The following is a 22,961-nucleotide window of genomic DNA, read 5'->3' as shown; positions in this document are numbered from 1 at the left end:
CCTTATTTGCCGCTGACCGCGTTGTGGATCAGGTCGAGCCAGTTCGGCACGCCCAGGTGGAAGGACTCGATCATCTTGATGTCGAAGCCGCGGAAGAACGCGCTCAGTACGAACAGCGCAACGATGGCCGTCATCATCACTTTGGTGACGCGGTTCCAGCCGCTCTCTTCTACGCCCTTACCAATCAGAATGCCCAGTACCAGACCCGGTACGGCGTTCCCCATGATCAGCTGCGCTGCGCCGCCGAATACCGTGGCCCAGAAGCCCGATTTCTTACCGGCATCGATGGCCGCCAGCCAGAAAATCACCGGCATCACGGTATTGACCAGCAGGTTAGCGGCAGGGACCAGCACCTTAACGGCCGTCACCTGCAGCGCAGCCGGCACCGCGGACGCGGTGGTGTTGAGGAAGGCAACCACGATCATGCCGATGACGCCACAAGCAATGGCCATCTTCTTCGGATCGTGCAGGGTTTCCGCCACGTTGCGGTTTTTCATCATCAGCGCCGCCGCACCCCAGTTCGGAATGATGCGATGGTCAACGTCCTGGGTGAACGAGCCGGCAGCAACCGACGACGCCCAGGCGTTGAAGAAGAAGCCCAGACCAAACGAGAAATGCGAGGCGGGATCGCCTTCGCAGGAGTTAAGCTCCCCCAGCGTACGAAATGCCCCCATTCCCTGGGTGGTGGGAGCATGAAACATGCGTGCAGCCCCGGCCCCCACACCGACGCCAACCAGCGCGCCGATAATGAGCGATTTTATTAATATTATTAAGAACATTACTCCGTCCTTCTGTTGTGTTGTGGTCCCCGCAAGCGACTACCCGGAGCGTCGCACAGCGGCAACGCCCAGCGGGATATTCAGAGGGAAAGTGGATTACTGCGTGACGAAATCGACCTTATCGGGATTAATCGCGGTCACGTTGACAGTCACTTCCAGCTCCACGCTGAAAATGTGTCTTTCACGGCGCAGGAAGAAAAACAGAAACGCCTCTTTCCGCACCGTTTCCCGCGCATGAACAACCTGCACATCCTGTGGCTCAATACGCAGCAAAACCTGGCTGGAGGACTTCAGCATCGCCCTCTGAACGTGGCTCAGGGCGTCAGAGAAGGCCCGCGCCTTACTCTCTCCTTTACCGCTGACCCTCACCGTGGTGGTGAATTTCTCTTTCATGTCAGTTGCCGTACTTCTTCTTCCAGGCTTCCACCAGGCGCTCGCCCAGTTCTTCTTTATCCATAAAGCCGAAGCCCAGCACGTTGCAGCCTTCATTGATGGCCGTTACGCCCTCTTCCACCGAGCGCATGCCGTATTTTGCTTTGTAGCCGTGTTTGGTCTGGGCAGTGATTGCCCCGGCCCCGCCGCTGCCGCAAAATGAGATCCCGAAGGTGGCGTTTTCCGCTTTCATAACGTCGCCCAGCTTCATATCCGCCGCCACGCCCGGCACCACTACCGCACGGCCACCGGCTTTCTCAACCCCTGCGCCCACTTTCTGGCCTTTGCCCAGACGGTCGCCAATCACCACTGTAATCTGTTCCATATTCCGCTCCTTTGCGCTTAGAGATTGTCTTTCGCCACTTCGAAGTGCACCGACAAAAGCCAGGCCTCTTCCACCGGCAGGTTGCCGAATTCATCCACCACCGCCTGCGCCAGCTGCATCGACTCCTCGGAGATTTCGTCGAACAGCTCCGCTTCCACTTCCGGCAGCGGCTCGCCGCTCACTGACCGGTGCGCCATCGCCCGCACGTGCGAGCTGAGCATCTGCTCCTGCACCGCGTTTGGCGTGATGTGGTTACGCTTAAGCAGGGCGAATACCCAGGCCAGCATGCGATCGCCGAGTTGCGCGGTCTGTTCCGTTTGTTGACACACTGCGTCGTTCATTACCGCTCCGTTGTTAACGCTGCATATATTCTGTGTTGCGATGGGGTAACACTAACGGTGGGCTGGTGGGGTTTGTAGCGAGTTCTTTTCCACTTCCATGTGGAAGCGCGAGCGGCGGCAGTGATCTGTTCCACATAAATTGCGTGAATGATTACTTTATGCTGGGTTTATGTGATGAATATCACCTGAAAGGGAGGCGGACAGGCGAAAAAAAGCGGGTTCTGTTTTGCGGCGTGCGCCGAAGGATTACACAGGAAATAAGCGCGGCTTATGACGGCTGGATAGAATGGGCGTGGGTGCTTGAGACTGGCTGTCTTGAGCGCAGGACTGGTTTGTCTGTCGTGAACGGCAGGCAGTAAAAAGCCCCACCTGATTATTCATCAAAGTGAGGCTTTCCCTTCCAAACCAACAACGGAAGGTTAGCCTTTTCACTGCTGCAAAGCAAGGAGGCGTAACCATGAAACGACACGCATTGACGATGGCGGCGGTGCTGATCGTCTGTCTGACGACAGTGACCATTGCCCTGCTCACACGGCCCGCGCTGTGCGAGATCAGGATCCGCTATGGTGAGTATGAAGTCGCGGTGCGACTGGCTTACGAACCCAGTACGCGAAGGTAAACCGGCGGGGGGAAACCCCCGCTACCGTTGTGGGGCGAGAGGCTCTCAGGCACCCTTTTTTCGCCAAAGTACGCCACTTTCTGAAAAGCGTCGGGCGACGTAAAAAGCGAACGAACGGCGGGTAACGTCTGCGGGTGCAACGTCATGCTGTGATGATACAACGCAGGCCAACGCGGTGGCGCTGGCCCTGATGATTAGCGGTACTTCTTATGGTAGGTATTGCGGGTGGTTTTGAAGGCCTCGGCAGCGGTCTGCGCCTCTTTCACTTTTCCGTCACCTGCCAGCGCCAGCGCGTCATCAATCTGCCCCACCAGCGTATCCAGCCCGTGGCGGTAATCTTTCATCTCTGCGCTGTCCGGCGCGCTGTTTTCCAGCTTCACCGGGGCAGATTTTTTTGCATCCAGTGCGGCGGCGCGCATCTTGCCGAGCGCGGCTTTCATCTCACCGGCGTCATCGGTTTTGAGTACGATTTGATAGTTTTCACTCAGGATGTCCATGTCTTCGTCCAGATCGGCAGCAAAAGCCGCCGATGAGGCAACAAACAGGGATGAAACGGTCAACATTGCTAACAGTGTCTTACGCATGACGGCACCTTTTTATTGTTGTGATGAAAAAGGGGAGCGTTGCGCTCCCCTGATATTACTGGCCGGCGATCTTCATCTCCGGAAGCAGTACGGACCCGCACTGAATATTGCTGCGCGTTTCAATATCGTCGCCAATGGTCACGATATTGCTCCACATATCCTTCAGGTTGCCGGCAATGGTGATTTCGCTCACCGGATACTGGATTTCGCCGTTCTCTACCCAGAAGCCCGCCGCGCCGCGCGAGTAGTCGCCGGTAATACCGCTGACGCCCTGGCCCATCAGCTCGGTGACGATAAGCCCGGTGCCCATCTCTTTTAGCAGCGCGTCAAAGCCGAGGCCCTGGCCCTGGATGCGCCAGTTGTGGATGCCGCCCGCGTGACCGGTGCTTTTCAGCCCCAGCTTGCGCGCGGAATAGTTAGTAAGCAGCCACTGCGTCAGAATGCCGTCTTTGATGATGTCGCGACGCTCGGTGCGCACGCCTTCGCTGTCGAACGGCGTCGAGGCGAGGCCTTTAAGCAGGTGCGGGTGCTCTTCGATGGTGAGCCACGACGGCAGGATCTGCTTGCCAAGGGAGTCCAGCAGGAAGGTGGACTTGCGGTAGACCGCGCCGCCGCTGATGGCACCTACCAGATGTCCGAACAGACCGGTCGCCACTTCACGGGCAAAGATCACCGGCGCTTTCATGGTCGGCAATTTGCGCGGCGACAGGCGCGACAGGGTACGACGGGCGCACTCCTGGCCGACCCACTCCGGGGACTCCAGATCGCCCAGCGCGCGGCCAATGGTATAGGCGTAATCGCGCTCCATGTCGCCGTTCTCTTCAGCAATCACGCAGCTGGAGAGCGAGTGGCGGGTCGAGCAGTAGCTCTGCAGCATGCCGTGGCTGTTGCCGAATACCTTCACGCCGTAGTGGCTGTTAAAGCTGCCGCCCTCGGTGTTGGTGATGCGCGGATCGCCGTTCAGGGACGCCTGTTCGGCGCGGGCCGCCAGTTCGATGGCGCGATCCGGGTCGATGTCCGCCGGATGGAACAGGTCGAGATCCGGTGCTTCAAAGGCCAGCAGTTCTTTCTCCGCCACGCCAGCATACGGGTCCGGAGAGGTGTAGCGCGCAATGTCCAGCGCCGCCTGCACGGTACGGGCAATGGCCTGCGGGCTTAAATCGGTTGAGGAGGCGCTGCCCTTGCGGTTCTGGTGGTACACCGTGATGCCGAGTGCGCCATCGCTATTAAATTCAACGTTCTCCACCTCTCCGTAGCGGGTGCTGACGCTGATGCCGGTGGTTTTACTTACCGCCACTTCGGCGCCGTCTGCTTTACCGGAAGCAAGTTCAAGTGCCTGAGATACCGCCTCTTCCAGCGCTTTGCGCTGCTGCGCTACTTGTGTGATTACTTTCATCGCGAATGCCATAATGTAGGATGGAGTGTTAGTACGTCTTTTTGAGTCTAACAGAGAACCATTTCGCAGTGCGCGCCTTAACTGGTAGTATTAGCCTCTTTTTTAAGGAGCCTGAGAATGACTAAGCAGCCCGATGACTGGCTCGATGAAGTCCCTGATAATGAAAACGAAGACGACGATGATGAAATTATCTGGGTCAGTAAAAGCGAAATTAAGCGCGACGCCGAAGAGCTGAAACGCCTCGGCGCCGAGATGGTTGAGCTGGGCAAAAACGCCCTGGATAAAATTCCGCTGGATGACGATCTGCGTGCCGCCATTGAGCTGGCGCAGCGCATCAAGAAAGAAGGCCGCCGCCGCCAGATGCAGCTGATTGGCAAAATGCTGCGCCAGCGCGACGTGGAGCCGATTCGTCAGGCGCTCGACAAACTGAAAAACCGCCACAACCAGCAGGTTGCGCTGTTCCATAAGTTAGAGCAGCTGCGCGATCGCCTGATTGAGAACGGCGATGACGCGGTGCCGGAAGTGCTGAACCTATGGCCGCAGGCGGATCGCCAGCAGCTGCGTTCGCTTATCCGCAACGCCAAAAAAGAGAAAGAGGGCAATAAGCCGCCCAAATCCTCGCGCCTCATCTTCCAGTACCTGCGCGAACTGGCCGAAGGTCAGCAGTAACGCAAAAAAAACGCCTCTCATTGAGAGGCGTTTTTCATTTCCGGCGGGCTTAAAACCGGTCGTTAGCTGCGTCGGCTTTTTTTGCCAGCGCGTCGAGCAGCTTCTGATGAATGCCGCCGAATCCGCCGTTGCTCATCACCAGAATGTGGTCACCCGGCTGCGCGGCTTTGGTGATCATCTCCACCAGCGTGTCGATGTCGGCACTCCAGTGCGCCGGCTGAATGCAGGCTTCCGCCACTTCCGCCACCTGCCACGGAATATGCTGCGGCTGCAGCAGGAACACTTCATCGGCGCGGCCCAGCGACGGGGCGAGATCGTTCTTGCTGATGCCCATCTTCATGGTGTTGGAGCGCGGCTCCAGCACCGCGAGAATACGCGCGGTACCGCCCACTTTGCCGCGCAGCGCGGCCAGGGTAGCCAGAATTGCGGTCGGGTGATGGGCGAAATCGTCATACACGCACACGCCATCCGCTTCGCCACGCAGCTCCAGACGACGACGGGCATTGATGAACGAGCCCAGCGCCTGCGCTGCGTCCGCCGGGGTGATACCGATATGGCGTGCCGCCGCGATAGCCATCAGGCCGTTCTGCATGTTGTGCTCGCCCACCAGCGACCAGTTGACCTGGCCGACGCACTCGCCCGCCAGCCACACTTCCCAGGAGGCCGCGTCGTTGGTCAGCTTTTTCGCCTGCCACATACCCTGCTCGCCGGTCAGCTCCTGCTCGCTCCAGCAGCCCATCGCCAGCGTCTGCTTCAGGTTGATGTCGTTCTCCGGAGAGATGATACGCCCCTGCCCCGGCACGATACGCACCAGGTGATGGAACTGCTTCTGGATCGCTTTCAGATCGTCAAAGATATCCGCGTGGTCAAACTCAAGGTTGTTGAGGATCAGGGTGCGCGGCGCGTAGTGCACAAACTTGGAACGCTTGTCGAAGAAGGCGCAGTCGTATTCGTCGGCTTCAATCACGAAGAACGGCGTGTCGCCAAGACGCGCAGAGACGTCGAAGTTCCCCGGTACGCCGCCGATCACAAAGCCCGGTGCCATGCCGCAGGATTCCAGAATCCAGGTGAGCATGCCGGCGGTGGTGGTCTTGCCGTGGGTACCGGCAACTGCCAGCACCCAGCGGTCGCGCAGCACGAAGTCATGCAGCCACTGCGGCCCGGACAGATACGGAATGCCCTGCTCCAGCACCGCTTCGACGCACGGATTGCCACGCGTCATGGCGTTGCCGATGATCACCAGATCCGGGCGCGGCTCAAGCTGGCTCGGATCGTAGCCCTGAATTAACTCGATGCCCTCTTTTTCAAGCAGGGTGCTCATCGGGGGATAAACATTGGCATCCGAGCCCGTTACCTCGTGGCCAAGCGAACGGGCCAGTACGGCCAGGCCGCCCATGAAGGTGCCACAAATCCCCAATATGTGAATGCGCATACGTCACGATCCTTTATATGTGCCTGTCCCATCAGGCGCTGCTGTTGCTGCCCGCCAGTGATACAGCGGAGGAAAAAGGCCTGATGGGACAGGCGCGAAGTTCGGCGCACATTCTAACGCCTCGTTTGCAGGGGATAAATGCATTTCAGGATAATCCGCATTTTGCTGGCGCGATTCACCTGTGCGCTACTATTCGATAGTTTGTTACTATCACGGCATCGCTTTACTCAATCTCAGAGCAGGGAAAGTGTTATGAAAACGTTAGGTGAATTTATTGTTGAGAAGCAGCATGAGTTCTCGCACGCCACCGGGGAACTGACCGCGCTGCTGTCGGCAATAAAGCTCGGTGCGAAAATTATCCATCGCGACATTAACAAAGCCGGTCTGGTGGATATTCTTGGTGCCAGCGGCGCTGAAAACGTCCAGGGCGAAGTGCAGCAGAAACTCGATCTGTTCGCTAATGAGAAGCTGAAATCGGCGCTGCGCGCCCGTGATATCGTCGCCGGTATCGCTTCTGAAGAAGAAGATGAAATCGTGGTGTTCGACGGCTGTGAACACGCGAAATACGTGGTACTGATGGACCCGCTGGACGGCTCGTCCAACATCGACGTTAACGTATCGGTAGGCACGATTTTCTCCATCTACCGCCGCGTCACGCCGGTCGGAACCCCGGTCACCATGGAGGACTTCCTCCAGCCGGGCAACAAGCAGGTTGCCGCCGGTTATGTGGTGTACGGCTCGTCCACCATGCTGGTCTACACCACCGGCTGTGGCGTGCATGCCTTTACCTACGACCCGTCGCTGGGCGTGTTCTGCCTGAGCCAGGAGCGCATGCGCTTCCCGGAACGCGGTAACACCTACTCCATCAACGAAGGGAACTACATCCGTTTCCCGCTGGGTGTGAAAAAGTACCTGAAATACTGCCAGGAAGAGGACAAAGCCACGCAGCGCCCGTACACCACGCGCTACATCGGCTCACTGGTGGCGGACTTCCACCGCAACCTGCTGAAAGGCGGCATCTACCTCTACCCGAGCACCGCCAGCCACCCGGAAGGGAAACTGCGTCTGCTGTACGAGTGCAACCCGATGGCGTTCCTGGCTGAACAGGCCGGCGGCAAGGCGAGCGACGGTAAAGAGCGTATTCTCGATATCCAGCCGGAAAGCCTGCACCAGCGCCGTCCGTTCTTTGTCGGCAACGAGCACATGGTGAATGACGTCGAGCGTCTGATACACGACTACCCGGACGCGTAAGCTTCGCCGGAAAAAACAAAGGGCAGCCGAGGCTGCCCTTTTGCATTTACGCCTGAGGCTGCAACCGGAAAGAAGCCATCGCTTCGGTCAGCTGCTGAGACTGCTCCTCCAGCGAGCGCGTGGCCGCGGACGACTCCTCCACCAGCGCGGCATTCTGCTGGGCTGATTCATCCATCTGGCTGACGGCGATATTTACCTGTTCAATACCGCGACTCTGTTCGTGCGAGGCGCTGGCGATCTCTTTCATCAGACGCGTCACGCGCATTATCTCGGCGGCGATATCATCCATCGTCTCACCGGCCTGCTGCGCCAGCTCGCGCCCTTCCCCGACGTGGGTCCGGGAGTCGCTGATCAGCGTGCGGATCTCTTTCGCGGCTTCACCGCTGCGGCTGGCGAGGTTGCGCACTTCGGTCGCCACGACCGCGAAACCACGCCCCTGCTCGCCGGCACGCGCCGCTTCCACCGAGGCGTTGAGCGCCAGAATGTTGGTCTGGAAAGCGATACCGTCAATTACGCCGAGAATGTCAGCGATACGATCGGAGCTGGTGGCGATGTCGCGCATTTTCTCGATGACGTAGCACACCATCTCGCTGCCGTGATCGGCGGTGTCGGAGACCGCCTGCGCCAGCTTGTGCGCCTGCTCGGCGTTCTCTGCGTTCTGCTTCACGGTAGCGGTGATCTGCTCCATGCTGGCGGCGGTTTGCTCCAGCGAGGTGGCGGTGGACTCGGTACGCTGAGACAGATTCAGGTTACCGGCGGTCAGCTCGCGGCTGCCGGTATCAATCTGTGAGCTGGCATCGCGCACGCGCTGCACCGACTCGCGCAGCGCCTGGCGCATGGTTTCGATGGCGTGCGCCAGCCGACCCAGTTCGTTATCGCTGGCGGGTGGCAGCTCGCGGCTAAGATCCCCCGCCGCGACGTATTCCAGCTGCGCTATCGACTGTTCAAGCGGCTTCAACAACAGGTGGCGCAGCGCCAGCCACACCAGCACGATGATGCCCGCGGTCAACGCCGCAGCAATGATCATCAGCGTCAGCACCACGTTTTTCTGGGTGGCAACCGCAGCTACTTCCGCTTTACCCCGCGCGTCGCCCCAGGCCTTGAAAGCCTGCATGGCGTTGTTGAAATCCCGGGCCACCGGGATCAGGCCGTTTTCCAGCAGGTCATAATATTGATCCGGACTCTGGGCGTGCAGCGCCGCCAGCATCGGCGTGATGCCGTTGCTGTCATAAGCGCTGAACGCTTTCGCCAGGCTGGCGACCAGCCGCTGCCCCTCTTCATCATCGACCGGGGTGGCGATAACGGCTTTCAGCTGCGCCCTGGCCTTAACCACTTCATTTTCGATGGCTTTAGTGGCGGCCGCCGCATCGTCGAGCATGCCGACTTCCATCTGGCGTACCGCCTGCCCGGCTTCGTTGCGGGCGCGCAGCATCAGGGTATAGCCATCGCTGAGCTGCACCATCTGCTCACCCTGGAGATGATTGATACGTTGCAGCGCGTTGGAGCTTTGTGTGAGGGAGTAAATACCGATACCACTAACTACTAACAGCAGCAGCGTCATAACTGCCAGCAGGGACAACAAACCAGTACGAACAGACAGATTTTTCAGCATGTGACGTTTCCCGGTCATCGCGATAGCGTGTGAAATGGTCAGAAAATCGTTATCGGCAATAACCGGGGAAATATTAGGTATTTCTTTCCATAACAAAAACTTATGGAAGGCGCGGGGCGACGTTAACCCGCGTTACGGCGGCATTCTGGCGGTTTTCCCACAGCACTGTCAGACCCCGTTGCAACGCAATAAAAATGAACAGCAGCAGGCCAATGGCGATTTTGGTCCACCACGAACTGAGCGTGCCGTCAAAGTTGATATAGGTCTGGATCAGCCCCTGAATTGCCACGCCAAACAGCGTGCCCAGTACCGTTCCCACCCCGCCGGAAAGCAGCGTACCGCCGATGACCACCGAAGCGATGGCGTCCAGCTCCACCCCGACGCCAGCCAGCGCGTAACCTGCCTGGGTATAGATGGAGAAGACAATGCCGGCCAGCGTCGCCAGCCCGGTGGAGAGCATATAGATGCGGATCGTGGTGCTGCGGGTGGAAATCCCCATCAGGTTCGCCGAGGTGGCGTTACCACCGATGGCGTACACCTGATTGCCAAAGCGGGTGCGATGGGCGAGGAAGATACCGAGTACCACCACGCCCAGCATCAGCAGCCCCATCGCACTCAGGCGTCCGCCGCCGGGGATCTTCCACGCCAGGCTGGAAAGAGTATCGTAGATGGGGTGATCGATGGGGATCGACTCCTCCGACACCAGATAACTGACGCCGCGCAGAAAGAACATGCCGGCGAGGGTGATGATAAACGCCGGAATTTTCAGCGCATCGATCAGCAGCCCCATAAAGGCACCGAAGGCGCAGCCCATCGCCAGCACCAGCGGGAACGCCACCAGCGGCGACAGACCCCAGTAGCCGATGGCTTTAGCAAGGAATACCCCGGTAAAGGCGATCACCGACCCGACCGAGAGATCGATACCGCCGGAGAGGATCACAAAGGTCATACCGACGGCAATAATGCCGAGAAAGGCGTTATCAGTCAGGATATTGCAGATCACTCTCGTCGAGGCGAAACCGGGGAACTGCGTCAGGCAGTAGAGATACCCCAGCACGAACACCGCGAGGGTAATCATCAGCGGCAGGTTACGTTTTATCATGGCGTCGTGCTCCCTTAATCAGCGTAATAAAGCGCGGCGACTGGACAATCAGCACGCAGAGCACCACCACCGCTTTCACTACCTGGTTCAGCTCCGGCGGGAAGCCGGACAGCAGAATCCCGGTATTCATGCCCTGAATAATCAGCGCCCCGACAACCGACAGCGCCAGGTTAAAGCGCCCGCCCATCAACGACGCGCCGCCAATCACCACCGCGAGGATGGCATCCAGCTCCAGCCACAACCCGGCGTTGTTGGCATCCGCCCCGCGAATATCGGCGGCGACGATAATCCCGGCGATGGCGGCGCACAGACCGCTCAGCACGTAGCTCAGCATCACTACGATGCGGGTGTTTACCCCGGCGTTTTTCGCGGCGCGGATGTTGATGCCCACCGCTTCGATAAACATGCCGAGCGCGGTTTTGCGGGTCAGCACCCAGAACAGGATCAGCGTGACCAGGGCGATGGTGACCGGCGTCGGGAACAGCAGCAGCGAGCCGCTGCCGAGCCAGGAGAGCGACGGCGAGTTGAAGGTCACGATCTGACCGGAGGTGATGAGCTGCGCCACGCCACGCCCGGCAACCATCAGGATCAGCGTGGCGACAAACGGCTGGATTTTGAGAATGGCGACCAGCACGCCGTTCCACAATCCGCACAGCACGCCGGCACCAAGCGCGGCGAGGATCACTACCGCCAGGCTATGGCCTTCAACAGTGAGCGTTGCCGCTGTGGCGCCAGCAATGGCGATGATCGCCCCGACGGAGAGATCGATGCCGCCGGTGGCGATCACCAGCGTCATGCCGATGGCGAGCAGCGCGACCGGTGCGGCACGGTTAAGAATATCGATCGGGCTGCCGAACAGGCGGCCATCCTGCAACAGGATCTGGAAAAAATGCGGGGCGACGAGGCTGTCCACCAGCAGGATCAGCGCCAGCGCTGCCAGCTGTGGGACACCCGGCGGCCAGCGGAAGCGGCGTTCAGCTCGCCCGGTTTGAGGCAGGGAACGGGGCATCACGTCTCTCTCCTTACGCCGCAATGGCATTCATGATGGCCGGGACCGACAGCTCGCTGAGCGGGATCTCCGCCACGTGCTTGCGGTCGCGCAGAATAATGACCCGGTCGGCGTAACCCACCAGCTCCTCCAGTTCAGACGAGATGACCAGCAGCGCCAGACCATCAGCGCACAGGGTTTCAATCAGGCGAATAATTTCGGCGTGAGCGCCCACATCGATGCCGCGCGTGGGTTCATCAAGGATCAGGAACTGCGGGCGCGTCAGCAGCCAGCGCGACAGCAGCACCTTCTGCTGATTGCCGCCGGAGAGAAACTCCACCGGCTGTTCGGCGCTCGGGGTGCGAATGCCTAACTGGCGGATAAAACGTTCGGCGATCTGATTCTGCTCCCGGCGCGGGATGGGCCGCAGCCAGCCACGCTGGGCCTGCAGCGCCAGGATGATGTTCTCGCGTACCGATGCGGCAGCGATGATGCCATCGGTTTTGCGATCTTCCGGGCAAAAGCCGATCCCGACCCGGGAGGCGATGGCCGGCGATCGCAGCGTGCGCGGGCTACCCTTGATCAATGCGCTGCCGCTGTCGGCAGGCCGGATACCGAAGATCACTTCGGCGGTTTCGGTGCGGCCGGAACCCAGCAGGCCGGCGAGGCCGACGATCTCACCGGGGCGAACCTCAAGATCGAACGGGGTAATCACGCCTTTCTTGCCGAAATCCTTAAATGCCGCCACGGGTTTCTCACTCAGCAAGGTACGCCCGGCGCGCTGCAGCGCGTTGGTTTCCAGCTCGCGGCCCAGCATCATTTTGACCAGCTCGATCTGCGGCAGATCGGCGGTGTCGCGCGTGCCGACAAACTGCCCGTTGCGCAGGATGGTAATGCGGTCAGTGACCTCATACACCTGATCGAGGAAGTGGGTGACGAAAATCAGACTGACGCCCTGATCCCGCAGCTGACGCATCAGGGTAAACAGCATCTCAACCTCTTTGGCATCGAGGCTGGCGGTGGGTTCGTCGAGGATCAGCACCTTCGCTGAGAGATCGATGGCGCGGCAGATGGCGACGATCTGCTGCATCGCCACGGAAAAACGGTTCAGCGGCTCGCGCACATCAAGGGCAAAGCCATAGGACGCCATCAGCGCCGTGGCGCGTTTTTCCATCTCTTTACGTTGCAGAAAGCCGAAGCGCCGTGGCTCCCGGCCAATAAACAGGTTATCCGCCACCGACATATTCGGCAGCAGGTTCACTTCCTGATAGACGGTGCCGATACCCAGTTGCTGGGCATGGGCGGTATTTTTAGGTGCAATGGGCTGGCCTTCCAGCCAGACGGTCCCGCCATCCGGTTGATAAACGCCGGTCAGGGATTTAATCAGCGTCGATTTTCCGGCACCGTTTTCCCCCAGCAGCGCCATGATTTCGCCGCGCCGCAGGTTGAAGTCCACCCGATCGAGCGCCTTCACGCCGGGAAAGGTTTTACTTAATCCTTCGGTGCGCAAAATTTCCTGATATTTGTCATGGGGCATGGCCACCTCCTCACTGCCTGCATGCTGCCAACAGCGTGGATGCGCTAACGCTTATCCACCCATGTAGCCTGAATGTCGGGATGGATAAGCGCAGCGCACCCGCCGCCACGCGGGATCAGTACCCCATGTTTTTCTTCTTCTCTAACTCTTCTTTTGCCGTATCCGGCAGGTAGAGCGTCGATTTGGTCATGGTCATTTTTTCAGGCTCGGTGCCGTCTTTTTTGAATTTTTCCAGCGCATCGAACGCCGGCCCGGCCATGTTTGGCGTCAGCTCCACGCTGGCGTTGGCTTCGCCGTCAATCATGGCTTTGAAGATGTCCGGCACGCCGTCGATAGATCCGGTGAGAATATCTTTGCCAGGTTTCAGGCCGGCTTCTTTGATGGCCTGGATTGCGCCAATCGCCATGTCGTCGTTATGGGCATAGACCATGCAGATGTTTTTGCCGTTGTTCTCAGCCTTGATAAAGCTTTCCATCACCTCTTTGCCTTTAGAGCGAGTAAAGTCGCCGGACTGAGAGCGGATGATTTTGATGTTGGAGGCGTTGCTGATGGCTTCCGCGAAGCCTTTCTTGCGGTCGATGGCCACGCTGGCACCCACCGTACCCTGCAGCTCCACCACGTTACACGGCTTGCCGTTTACGGTTTTGATCAGCCACTCACCGATAAGCTTCCCTTCCAGCACGTTGTCTGCGGTTACGGTGGTCATGTAGAGCGATTTATCTTTCACATCAATGGTGCGGTCGAGCAGGAAAACCGGGATTTCAGCGTCTTTCGCTTCTTCCAGCACCGGTTGCCAGCCAGTCGCCACCACCGGTGCGATGAAGATGGCATCCACGCCCTGAGCGATGAACGAACGCACCGCTTTGATCTGATTTTCCTGTTTCTGCTGCCCATCGGCGATTTTCAGCGTGATGCCGCGCTTTTCAGCTTCGCTTTTGGCAACGTTCGTTTCCGCTGCGCGCCAGCCCGATTCGGAGCCGACCTGAGAGAATCCCACGGTTAATGGAGCGGCCATCGCGAAAGACGACATCGCCGCCGACACTGCTGTGACAAGAAGTAAGCGCTTCCACATATTTTTATCCTCGTAGGGTAGTGTGAGTGACGACTTCACCTGCGGGATGACTATAGACAACGTGCTATGTAACTGAATGCGTTACATCACAAATCGAAAAAGTAACGAAAATGTTAAAGTCAGGTATAGCGCGGCATGACGGCGAACAAGCGCAGTGGCGCGCCTGGCCCGCTATCTCACTGATGAGGAAAAAGTTATAGCGATATGCGCAAAAAAACGCGCTTTGTAAGCGGTTACAAGAATTTATAAATGATGCGGCTGTGATTATGGACAAATCACTCCGAATAACGTTCTGAAAAACAGGCCGCGGGCCGCCCGCGGGTAAAAACAACCTGAGACAATTAGCCGCAGTTAGCTATAATACCCGGCACTTGTTTGCCATACATTTTAAGGAAACAGACATGAGCCTTCTCAACGTTCCGGCGGGTAAAGATCTGCCAGAAGATATCTACGTTGTTATCGAAATCCCTGCCAACGCAGATCCAATCAAATACGAAATCGACAAAGACACCGGTGCGCTGTTTGTTGACCGTTTCATGTCCACCGCGATGTTCTATCCGTGCAACTACGGTTACATCAACAACACCCTGTCTCTGGATGGCGACCCGGTTGACGTCCTGGTCCCGACCCCGTACCCGCTGCAGCCGGGTTCTGTTATTCGCTGCCGTCCGGTTGGCGTGCTGAAAATGACTGACGAAGCGGGCGAAGATGCCAAGCTGGTTGCCGTTCCGCACACCAAGCTGAGCAAAGAATACGATCACATCAAAGACGTGAACGACCTGCCGGAACTGCTGAAAGCGCAGATCGGCCACTTCTTCGAGCACTACAAAGATCTCGAAAAAGGCAAATGGGTTAAAGTTGAAGGCTGGGCCGACGCCGCTGCTGCGAAAGCAGAGATCGTTGCCTCCTTCGAGCGTGCTGCGAAGAAGTAATTCTTCCGCTTACGCAAAAAGCACCGCCTTCGGGCGGTGTTTTTGTTTGTGCTGTCATATTCTTGTCATATAACTGCAATAAAACCCTGATATCACGACATATCACCGCCAGATCCTGTATTTAAACGTAAATTTCCCGCCGTTTTTATAAAGTCTTATACTTAATTTCCGATAACATCGGCTTAAGCCCCGGTTAAGTCGGGTTTGATGTTCACCTCGGAAATCATCTATGAAACTCAATCATCTCACCATCGGACAGCGCCTCGGCTTGCTGGCTACCCTGCTGCTGCTCGCTACGCTGTTCATTGGCCTGCGCGGCATCACCATTAACGCCGACAGCCTGGCGCAGAGCAATGACACCATGCGTACCCAGATGCTGATCGCGCAGAGTATCGATACCGCCAGAAATGCGCAGGTGCAGTTCAAAATCCAGGTTCAGGAGTGGAAGAACACGCTGCTGCGCGGCACCCAGGGGGAGGAAGCGTTCACGAAGTATCACACCGCCTTTGTGGCGCAGAGCGAGAAAACCCAGGCGCTGCTTGCGCAGCTGATCACCCTGCTGCCGCAGCTCGGTATGGACACCGCCACAGCGCAGCAGACCCGCACACTGCATGCCCAGCTGGAGCGGGAATACAGTGCGGCGCTGAAGCAGTACGTGCCAGGTGATATCAACAGCTCGCAGCACGTCGATAAACTGGTGACCGGTATCGACCGCCAGCCGACGAAGATGATCGACGATCTGGTGGCGGCCACCCTCGCCCACGCTGCGCAGCTGCATCAGCAGATTGACGCCCGCAACCTGGCGCAGTTTGAGAAAACACGGCTGATGCTGGTTATCGCCATGGCGTTCACGCTAATTGTCGGGGCGCTGATCACCATGTGGCTGATCCGCAGCATTACCCGTCCGCTGGCCCAGGCGGTAAACATCGCCCGCACCGTTGCCGCCGGCGATCTGCAGGCCGATATTCCGGTAACCGGGCGTGATGAAACCGCCGAGCTGATGCGCGCGCTGCGCGAGATGAACCATAACCTGACCGACATCGTCTATGGCGTGCGCGAAGGCACCGAAACCATCGCCACGGCTTCCGCACAAATCGCGCAGGGCAGCCGCGAGCTGTCATCACGCAATGAGGCGCAGGCCAGCGCGCTGGAGCAGACGGCGGCCTCAATGGAAGAACTGACCTCGGTAGTGAAGAACAATGCTGATAACTCGCGCCACGCCAGCACGCTGGCGCGCAATGCCTGCGACGTCGCGGGCCAGGGCGGCGATGCGGTAGAGAAAGTCGTCCACACCATGAGCGAGATCCATCAGTTCTCCACCGAAATCAACAGCATCATCAGCGTGATCGACAGCATCGCCTTCCAGACCAACATTCTGGCGCTCAACGCTGCGGTGGAAGCCGCGCGAGCCGGCACTGAAGGGCGCGGTTTCGCCGTGGTCGCCGCCGAAGTTCGCGCCCTGGCGCAGCGCTCGGCCTCGGCCGCCCAGGATATTCGCGTGCTGATCGACCGCTCGGTATCACGTATCGCCGACGGTAATCAGCTGGTGAAAGAGGCGGGAGATGCGATGGACGAGATCCTGCAGCGCGTGAAGCAGGTGAGCGAGCTCATCGACACCATCTCAATGGCGAGCCATGAACAGAGCACGGGTATCGACCAGGTGAATGTGGCCGTGACGCACATGGATGCCGCTACCCAGCAAAACGCCACGCTGTCTCAGGAGTCGTCCAGCGCAGCGCAGTCGATGCATAGTCAGGCGGAACGTCTGCTGGCGTCGGTTAGCGTATTCAAACTGCGCGGTGCGGTCGACCACGCCTGATGCGTTAAACGTAAAACGGATAACCACAGCGAGTAACAGCCCCAAAAAAACAACGCCACCCGAAGGTGGCGTTGTGCGTTTTATTACGGGGTTCTGTCTAACCAGTTCCCGCTTTCTATTCTTGTGCGTCCAGCGACCGAATGTTGGTACACGTACATCCATGCACTTCCATACGGCGTCTGAATCAGCTGACGCTTATATTCACCGCGTGCGGTGCGCAGGGCATCAAGCTCAGCGAGGGTGCTGGCATCGATTCGATACACTTCGCCTTTCACGCTACCTTCGCCAGGTACCGCGCCCGGATAGTGGCCCAGGCTAAAAAGCTGATAGTTATCGACGTCGAAGTCCCCCAGCCACTGGGCGTTGGTCATCCAGTGGCTGTTGCCTTGTTTGCGTCGTAAACTGCCGTAGACAAATATTCGCATTGCTAAAACTCGAACTGATAGAGCAAATCGAGTGCCTGATCGACCCCAGACACGGCTTCCAGATATAGCTTAGGCATCAGGCGATAGCGTAGGGTAAGCGTCGCCAGAGAGTCAAAAATGCCCACCCCATATTTCACCTGCAGACCCGGCAGCACATAGCCGCTGACCACCACCTGGGAGGAGTCGCCCACCCCTTCGGTGTCCAGCGCCAGATTGCTTACGCCAAACGTCTCGCCGATTTTACCCACAACCTGCCCACTTTGTGCAACCCCCAAGCCAATAAGCATGGAGGTCATGGCTTCGCTGTCGCTCTGCGTACTCTCCAGACCCTGGCCGCGAAGCAGGTAGGACAAGGCTTCCTGCTGCGACATCGCCGGATCGGAGAACACTTCTGCCTTCGGCTCATCCGCCGACCCGGTCACCCTGACGCCGGCAATAACGTCATTTTCCGTGGCGTCCGGGTTACGAATCGCTTCGATATTCAGCAACGGCTGGTCCGGCGGGCCGGAGAACAGCAGCTCGCCCTTGCGCACAATCAAATCCTGGCCGTAGGCATGGAAGCGCCCTTCCGGGATGTTGATCTGGCCGTTAAGCCCCAGCCCCTGGCTGTCCTGCGCCACTTTCAGATCGCCGGTAAGGCGCGCTTTCAGCCCGAAGGCGTCGAGCCGCACGTTATTGCCGACGTGGACGATCAGGTTGCTGTTAATCGGAATTCCCGCGCTCTGCGTCTCTTCCGGCTTAAGGTTGTTATCGAGCAGCACCTCATCGCTGGAGACACCGACCGCGCTCTCCGGCAACTCATGCACTACGATACGCGCCCAGGGCACATCAACGCGGCCATCCAGCGTAAACAGGTTCGGCGTGGCTTCAAACACCACATCCGGCGAGACGTCGAGCCGTACCATCGGCGGCACGGTAATGCGTACCCGGCTGCCTTTGGCGGCAATACGCGCCCGCCAGTTATCGATCTGGCTCCAGTTGGCGTCGCCGCTCAGGGCGATTTCACCCTGGCGGGTGCGCACCACGCCCTGCAGGGTGGAACTCATGCCGTTGAAGTTCAGCGCCAGCTGGCTCGGCTGCATGTCGAACGGCATAAAGTTTCCGTCAACCTCTGCGCCATTGAGCTGCATCTGCCCGAACAGCTGCGGCTGCTCAACGTTGCCGCCGAGGCGCAGGCTGGCCCCCAGCGTACCGGTCACCTTCTCGCCACGGGAGAAGATCGGGTTCACCATCGCCAGCGAGAAGTTGCGGATGTTGATGTTACCGCCGAGATTGCGGCGGTTCTGCGGGTCGGTAACCTCGACCTGGCCGTCAAACTGGCCGTTGTTCGCCAGGCGAATCAGCCAGTCGAGACGGGCGCGGTTGTTACGCAGCTCGGCGTTGAGGTTGAGCGTATCAAAGGCTACCGGCAGCGCCGCATCGTTCACCGTCTGGGTCACCTTCACGCCGCGCCCGGCCAGGCGAACCTGCCCCTGCGGCAGCCCTTCCTGGGTGGTATCCCAGCTGACATCCGCATTCCCGGTAAAGACGCCGCTGGCCTGAGTGGTTTCCGGCATAAAGGGTTTCAGCATCGCCAGGTCGAAACGGTTGAGGTTCACCTGGGCACGCCCCGCGGCGCCCGCGTCGATGGTCTGCGGCACGCACAGCTGGGCGTTCGGGTTATTCCAGCAGTGCGGCCCGATGCTGACCTTCTGCTCTTTACCGCGGTAATCGAGCGCGATAGCGCGGCTGATCGACCACGGGCCTACCGGCGTGTCGAAACGGGTATTGTTCAGGTTGCCGCGCCAGCGCTGTTCAGCGCGATCGAAGCTGCCTTCAAGATTCAATTGGCCCGCTACCGGCTCGCCCTGCACGCGCAGCGCCAGCTTATGCTGCTTCTCGCTGCCGCTGGCATCCAGCGTCACCAGACCGATATTCACGCCCGGCTGCACCACGCGCTCCACGCGCAGATTCAGCTTGCCGCCCAGTTGGTCGGTAGACTTAACATCCCCTTTCAGCTGCATCTGAGCCACGCTCAGTTCCTGCCAGCGCAGCCCGCGGGCGGTAACGTCCGCCTGCAGCTCCGGCGCATCCACGGTGCCGCGAATGTTGACAAGCCCTTTCGCCGTGCCGCCAAGACCCGGCAGCGCATTATTCAGATTGGGGGCATCAATCTTCGCGTCCAGCGCCAGCTCTTTTACCCCCAGCTCGCCCTTCACATCGGCGCTGTTAGGGCCAAGCTCCAGATGCAGATCCGGAATGGTCCACTGCAGATAGCTGTTGCCCTTAAGCTGACCGGCGACCTTCACGCGGTTCTGCTTCACGTTGCCGTCCAGCTTCAGCTCCGGCACATCAAGCTGCCAGGTGCCGCCATAGAGGCTGCCGCGCATCTTCATCAGGCCGTTCAGTTTTGCCGGCCACTCCGGGAAGGCTTTCGCGGTATCGATGCCTTTGAGCGTCAAATCGCCACGCCAGCTGATCGCCTGCTGCCAGTCGAGCAGGGCTTTCAGCTCGGTGGTGCCTTCCAGCGCCGCCACGCGCAGGCTGTCGAGGTTAATCTGCTGCTCGTTACCTTTGGCATCGAGCGTGATGGTGGCCGGCGGGATCTGCGCGCCGCGCACGGCGGTTTTAAACGACAGCGCGTAGTCGGTCATTTTGCCGCTGAGCTTCAGCTTCAGATCGTCGGCCTGATACTGCCGTTCGCCGGTAAACGGCCAGTAGAGCTGCTCGCTGGTGATATCCAGATTAAGCGGCAGCCCGGCTTCCGCCAGCCGCGTCTGGGCGCGCAGCGCCATATCTACAGGGCCAGAGAGATTCACCCCGACGTCAAGCTGCTCGCGCAGCGCCCCGCCGATTTTCAGCTTCACCTTCTCGCCCTTCAGCGGCTCGACGTTGAGCGTGCTGTTGAGGGTGAGATCCACCGGCCAGCTGTTGCGCAGCTCGGCGGTGCCGGTGGCATTGAGCGTGCCCTGGTTGGCGTCGATATCCAGCGTGTCGAGGGAGGTTTTGCCATCAATGCTGCTCACCTTCAGCAGCAGGTTGCGCACCGTCAGCTCGGTCGGACCGGTGACGCGCAGCTGCTCGCCGCGAAACGACTCAATATTCAGGTTGAGCGGAAGATGGACATCGGTCATCTCCGGCAGCACCGGTTTGGCGAACAGGTCTTTCAGCGTCTCGCCAAGCGGTTTCTCGTCCGGCTTCGGCTGATTGATTTTCGGATCCACCACCTCTTCCTGCGCCACTTCCGCGACTTCCGGCAGCGCGATCAGCAAGCCCTGCAGGGTGGTCGGGCGCAGCGTCAGGTTTTTCTCCTGCCAGTTCAGGCCGGAGGTGAAATCCATCACCGACACCAGGGTGTCGTCGATTTTGATGTTGATGTTGTTGAGCGCTACCCGGCTCAGGGTGATGGGATATGGCGTCGAGAGATCAAGCGGGCCGCTCTCCTCCTCTTCCACCTGGGCGGCAGGCGGCATCTTTTTGGTGTCCACCACCACGTTGATGTCGCTCAGCGACAGATCGTTGACGCACAGGCTGCTGTCGCGCAGGCAGGCCAGCTTCACGCCGAGGTGTATCCGCCCGGCGTTGACGCTTACCCCCGGCTGGTCATAGCGAATATTTTGCAGCGTCAGGTCGCGCCATCCGCCGGTAACAGAGCCGATTTCCAGCCCCGGCACCCAGCGGTTCGCGGCATTAAACAGCAGGTGAAGCCCGGTGGTGGTGCCCACCAGAAAGGCCACGGTGCCCAGCAGCAGCAGGATAAACACCAGGATGCCGAGGCTGATTTTCTTCCATAAACTCATAATTCAGGTCCCAGACCGATGTAGAACTGCAGATCGTTTTTCTTCTCTTCGTCACCGATGGGGACGGCGAAATCAAGCTTGATCGGGCCTACCGGCGACTGCCAGCGCACGCCGACACCGGCCCCGGTTTTGAAGTTGCTACGGCGAATGTCCATCACCGCTTCACCCGAATCGATAAACGCGGCGCCCCACCACTTGCCGGTGACGTTGTACTGATACTCCAGCGATCCGGTGGCAAGCTTTGACGCCCCGGTCAGCTTACCTTCGCTGTCTTCCGGCGAGATGGATTTATATTTGTAGCCGCGAATGCTGCGATCGCCCCCGGCGAAGAAGCGCAGATCGGGCGGGACACGGTCGAAATCACCGGTTTCGATCCAGCCCAGGTTGCCGCGCACCACGAAGCGGTGGCGATCCTGCAGGGTGCGGATCCAGACGTTCTGCGCCTGCCACACCACGAAGTCCACATCGGATCCCCATGCGGTATTAGAGTAATCCACCGAATAACGCTGTGAATCGCCCCAGGTGGGCATCAGCCCGCCGCGCGAGCGGGTACGGCTTATCATTACGCCCGGATAGAACAGCATGGTGGTGTGGGTGACATCGGCCTGGGTAAAGTGATCGAGGCTCCAGCGCAGGTTGATGGCTCGCTGCCAGCCGCTGGAGAGATCCCAGTAGCGCGACACCGCCAGGGTGGTGGAGTCAGCTTCGGTATCATTTAAATCGGTGCGTTTCAGGCCGCCCTGCACCAGGTAATACTGCTCCAGCGGATTTTTCAGCAGCGGAATTTTGTAGCTGAAATCAAGCTGCTGCTCCGGCGCGGAGATGCTGGCGCTGGTAGTGAAGCTGTGGCCGTATGAGTTAATCCAGGGCTTGCGCCAGGTCGCTTTCAGGCGTGGCCCGACATCGGTGGAGTACCCCACCCCGGTTTCAATGGTGTTCTGGGTGCGTGGCGAAACCACGCCCTGCAGCGGCAGGATTTTGGTTTTGCGGGATTTTTCGAACTCCGGGGCTACCACCACCGAATTAAACCAGCCGGTTGCGGAGAGCCGACGGTTCAGCTCGGCGAGATCGCTGGAGGTGTAGTAGTCGCCCTCATCGAACGGCACCAGGTTTTGCAGGTATTCATCGCGGATCTGCGAGTTCCGGAAGGTTACCGGCCCAAAACGGTAGCGCTGGCCGCTGTCGTAGTCGATATCCCAGAACGCCTGACGACGCTCCACCGCCACCCCGAGCTGGCTTTTCTTATAAGCGCTGTCGAAGTAGCCCTTGCGCAGTGCGACGCTGGTGAGTCCTTTTTTGAAGCTGTCGTAGTCGTTGTGATTCAGTACCGTGCCCACCGCCGGGCGTTTTTTCAGCAGGCCGATAAAATCTTTATCATCACGCGCACCGCCGCGCAGGATCACATCCGTGCCGCCGATACGCACCGGCTCGCCGGCAGTGACTTTTGCCAGCAGCACCTGCCGACCGCCGTTAGCCGGCGGCGGACGCAGTTCGAAATCAATCGTCGGTTCGTAGTAGCCGAGGGCTTTCAGCCCTTCTCTTATCGCATCATCAACGCGCGCCTGAAAACGACGGTCTGGCGTGACCTCGTCGCTCTGGATAGTCGAGAGCTGAGCGCGGACGTTTTTTTCCAGCGCGCCGGATAACCCTTCAACCTGCAACCGCACCGACGCCGCGCTCGCGGCACCCGATGCCAGCAGCAGGCTGGCAATACACATAAGACGGAATCGTGGCACGTTCTCTCCTGAATATCCTTGTTTCCACCCCTGAAGGAAACGTGGTACCGCTCCGCGGCGTAACAAAACTCCAACAACCGGAGTTGAAAAACAGACGATCACCCAAATATTTCTTATGTTTTAATTTAGGC

General features: G+C 59.0%; 20 protein-coding genes. 5 read left to right on the top strand and 15 right to left on the bottom strand.

Annotated features, from left to right (window positions below):
* Nucleotides 1-2: 2 nt before the first annotated feature.
* The 4 genes from ET34_RS0110000 to ET34_RS0109985 all read right to left on the bottom strand — a co-directional run bounded on the left by ET34_RS0110000 (nt 3) and on the right by ET34_RS0109985 (nt 1,877).
* Complete coding sequence (locus ET34_RS0110000; protein ID WP_031521656.1) at nt 3-779, bottom strand: DUF4311 domain-containing protein; 777 nt, start codon at nt 777-779, stop codon at nt 3-5.
* Nucleotides 780-875: 96 nt separating this feature from the next.
* Nucleotides 876-1,172 (bottom strand): DUF4312 family protein, encoded by a 297-nt coding sequence (locus tag ET34_RS0109995; RefSeq protein ID WP_031521654.1) that lies wholly within the window; start codon nt 1,170-1,172, stop codon nt 876-878.
* 1 nt (nt 1,173) lies between these two features.
* Nucleotides 1,174-1,536: an SFCGS family glycine-rich protein gene (locus tag ET34_RS0109990; protein ID WP_024547654.1), complete on the bottom strand. Its 363-nt coding sequence runs from the start codon at nt 1,534-1,536 to the stop codon at nt 1,174-1,176.
* Nucleotides 1,537-1,553: 17 nt separating this feature from the next.
* Nucleotides 1,554-1,877, bottom strand: coding sequence for a glycine dehydrogenase (locus ET34_RS0109985; protein ID WP_031521650.1), 324 nt, complete (start codon nt 1,875-1,877; stop codon nt 1,554-1,556).
* A gap of 457 nt (nt 1,878-2,334) precedes the next feature.
* Between ET34_RS0109985 and ET34_RS21260 the strand changes: the two genes are divergently transcribed.
* Complete coding sequence (locus tag ET34_RS21260; RefSeq protein WP_051640512.1) at nt 2,335-2,496, top strand: Hok/Gef family protein; 162 nt, start codon at nt 2,335-2,337, stop codon at nt 2,494-2,496.
* 194 nt (nt 2,497-2,690) lie between these two features.
* Here ET34_RS21260 and cybC read toward each other — a convergent pair whose 3' ends face one another.
* Together cybC and pmbA are read right to left on the bottom strand one after the other, a co-directional pair.
* Nucleotides 2,691-3,080, bottom strand: a complete 390-nt coding sequence (cybC, locus tag ET34_RS0109975) for a cytochrome b562 (RefSeq protein ID WP_031521648.1) — start codon at nt 3,078-3,080, stop codon at nt 2,691-2,693.
* 55 nt (nt 3,081-3,135) lie between these two features.
* Complete coding sequence (gene pmbA, locus ET34_RS0109970; protein ID WP_035891129.1) at nt 3,136-4,488, bottom strand: metalloprotease PmbA; 1,353 nt, start codon at nt 4,486-4,488, stop codon at nt 3,136-3,138.
* Between the two features lie 105 nt (nt 4,489-4,593).
* Here pmbA and yjgA point away from each other — a divergent pair, with 105 nt between their 5' ends.
* Nucleotides 4,594-5,145 (top strand): ribosome biogenesis factor YjgA, encoded by a 552-nt coding sequence (gene yjgA, locus ET34_RS0109965; protein WP_031521646.1) that lies wholly within the window; start codon nt 4,594-4,596, stop codon nt 5,143-5,145.
* Between the two features lie 49 nt (nt 5,146-5,194).
* Here the strand turns inward: yjgA and mpl are convergent, their stop codons facing one another.
* On the bottom strand, nt 5,195-6,577 hold the full coding sequence (gene mpl / locus ET34_RS0109960) for a UDP-N-acetylmuramate:L-alanyl-gamma-D-glutamyl-meso-diaminopimelate ligase (protein ID WP_031521645.1): 1,383 nt from the start codon (nt 6,575-6,577) through the stop codon (nt 5,195-5,197).
* Nucleotides 6,578-6,829: 252 nt separating this feature from the next.
* Between mpl and fbp the strand changes: the two genes are divergently transcribed.
* Entirely contained in the window at nt 6,830-7,828 is a 999-nt protein-coding gene (gene fbp / locus ET34_RS0109955) for a class 1 fructose-bisphosphatase (RefSeq protein ID WP_031521642.1), read from the top strand.
* A gap of 46 nt (nt 7,829-7,874) precedes the next feature.
* On the opposite strand, the gene ET34_RS0109950 is transcribed toward fbp, so the two are convergent.
* From ET34_RS0109950 to ytfQ, 5 genes are all read right to left on the bottom strand, one after another.
* A complete protein-coding gene (locus ET34_RS0109950) occupies nt 7,875-9,440 on the bottom strand; it encodes a methyl-accepting chemotaxis protein (RefSeq protein WP_031521641.1) in 1,566 nt (521 codons plus the stop codon).
* A 100-nt stretch (nt 9,441-9,540) separates the two neighbouring features.
* Nucleotides 9,541-10,542 (bottom strand): galactofuranose ABC transporter, permease protein YjfF, encoded by a 1,002-nt coding sequence (yjfF, locus tag ET34_RS0109945; protein WP_031521639.1) that lies wholly within the window; start codon nt 10,540-10,542, stop codon nt 9,541-9,543.
* Entirely contained in the window at nt 10,529-11,554 is a 1,026-nt protein-coding gene (gene ytfT / locus ET34_RS0109940; protein WP_152548378.1) for a galactofuranose ABC transporter, ATP-binding protein YtfT, read from the bottom strand. Before ytfT ends, yjfF begins: the two co-directional genes overlap by 14 nt.
* Before the next feature lie 10 nt (nt 11,555-11,564).
* A complete protein-coding gene (gene ytfR / locus ET34_RS0109935; protein WP_031521635.1) occupies nt 11,565-13,067 on the bottom strand; it encodes a galactofuranose ABC transporter, ATP-binding protein YtfR in 1,503 nt (500 codons plus the stop codon).
* A 115-nt stretch (nt 13,068-13,182) separates the two neighbouring features.
* The gene (ytfQ, locus tag ET34_RS0109930) at nt 13,183-14,139 is read right to left on the bottom strand and encodes a galactofuranose ABC transporter, galactofuranose-binding protein YtfQ (protein ID WP_031521634.1); all 957 of its coding nucleotides are present in this window, start codon (nt 14,137-14,139) and stop codon (nt 13,183-13,185) included.
* 401 nt (nt 14,140-14,540) lie between these two features.
* Here ytfQ and ppa point away from each other — a divergent pair, with 401 nt between their 5' ends.
* Nucleotides 14,541-15,071 (top strand): inorganic diphosphatase, encoded by a 531-nt coding sequence (gene ppa, locus ET34_RS0109925; protein ID WP_024550899.1) that lies wholly within the window; start codon nt 14,541-14,543, stop codon nt 15,069-15,071.
* Nucleotides 15,072-15,300: 229 nt separating this feature from the next.
* Nucleotides 15,301-16,890: a methyl-accepting chemotaxis protein gene (locus tag ET34_RS0109920; protein WP_031521631.1), complete on the top strand. Its 1,590-nt coding sequence runs from the start codon at nt 15,301-15,303 to the stop codon at nt 16,888-16,890.
* Nucleotides 16,891-16,973: 83 nt separating this feature from the next.
* On the opposite strand, the gene ET34_RS0109915 is transcribed toward ET34_RS0109920, so the two are convergent.
* From ET34_RS0109915 to tamA, 3 genes are read right to left on the bottom strand one after another with little or no spacing between them, the layout of a single operon-like run.
* Nucleotides 16,974-17,315 carry a gamma-glutamylcyclotransferase family protein gene (locus ET34_RS0109915; RefSeq protein ID WP_035891124.1) on the bottom strand — a complete coding sequence of 114 codons (342 nt, stop codon included), beginning with the start codon at nt 17,313-17,315 and terminating at the stop codon, nt 16,974-16,976.
* A 2-nt stretch (nt 17,316-17,317) separates the two neighbouring features.
* Entirely contained in the window at nt 17,318-21,094 is a 3,777-nt protein-coding gene (gene tamB / locus ET34_RS0109910; protein ID WP_031521628.1) for an autotransporter assembly complex protein TamB, read from the bottom strand.
* A complete protein-coding gene (gene tamA / locus ET34_RS0109905) occupies nt 21,091-22,812 on the bottom strand; it encodes an autotransporter assembly complex protein TamA (RefSeq protein ID WP_201770430.1) in 1,722 nt (573 codons plus the stop codon). The genes tamB and tamA overlap by 4 nt, the downstream gene beginning before the upstream one ends.
* Between the last annotated feature and the right edge of the window lie 149 nt (nt 22,813-22,961).

It is taken from the genome of Siccibacter colletis (assembly GCF_000696575.1).
Classification (GTDB): domain Bacteria; phylum Pseudomonadota; class Gammaproteobacteria; order Enterobacterales; family Enterobacteriaceae; genus Siccibacter; species Siccibacter colletis.
Note: the sequence above shows the minus strand (reverse complement) of the source record. Positions and strands in the feature narration are given on the sequence as shown.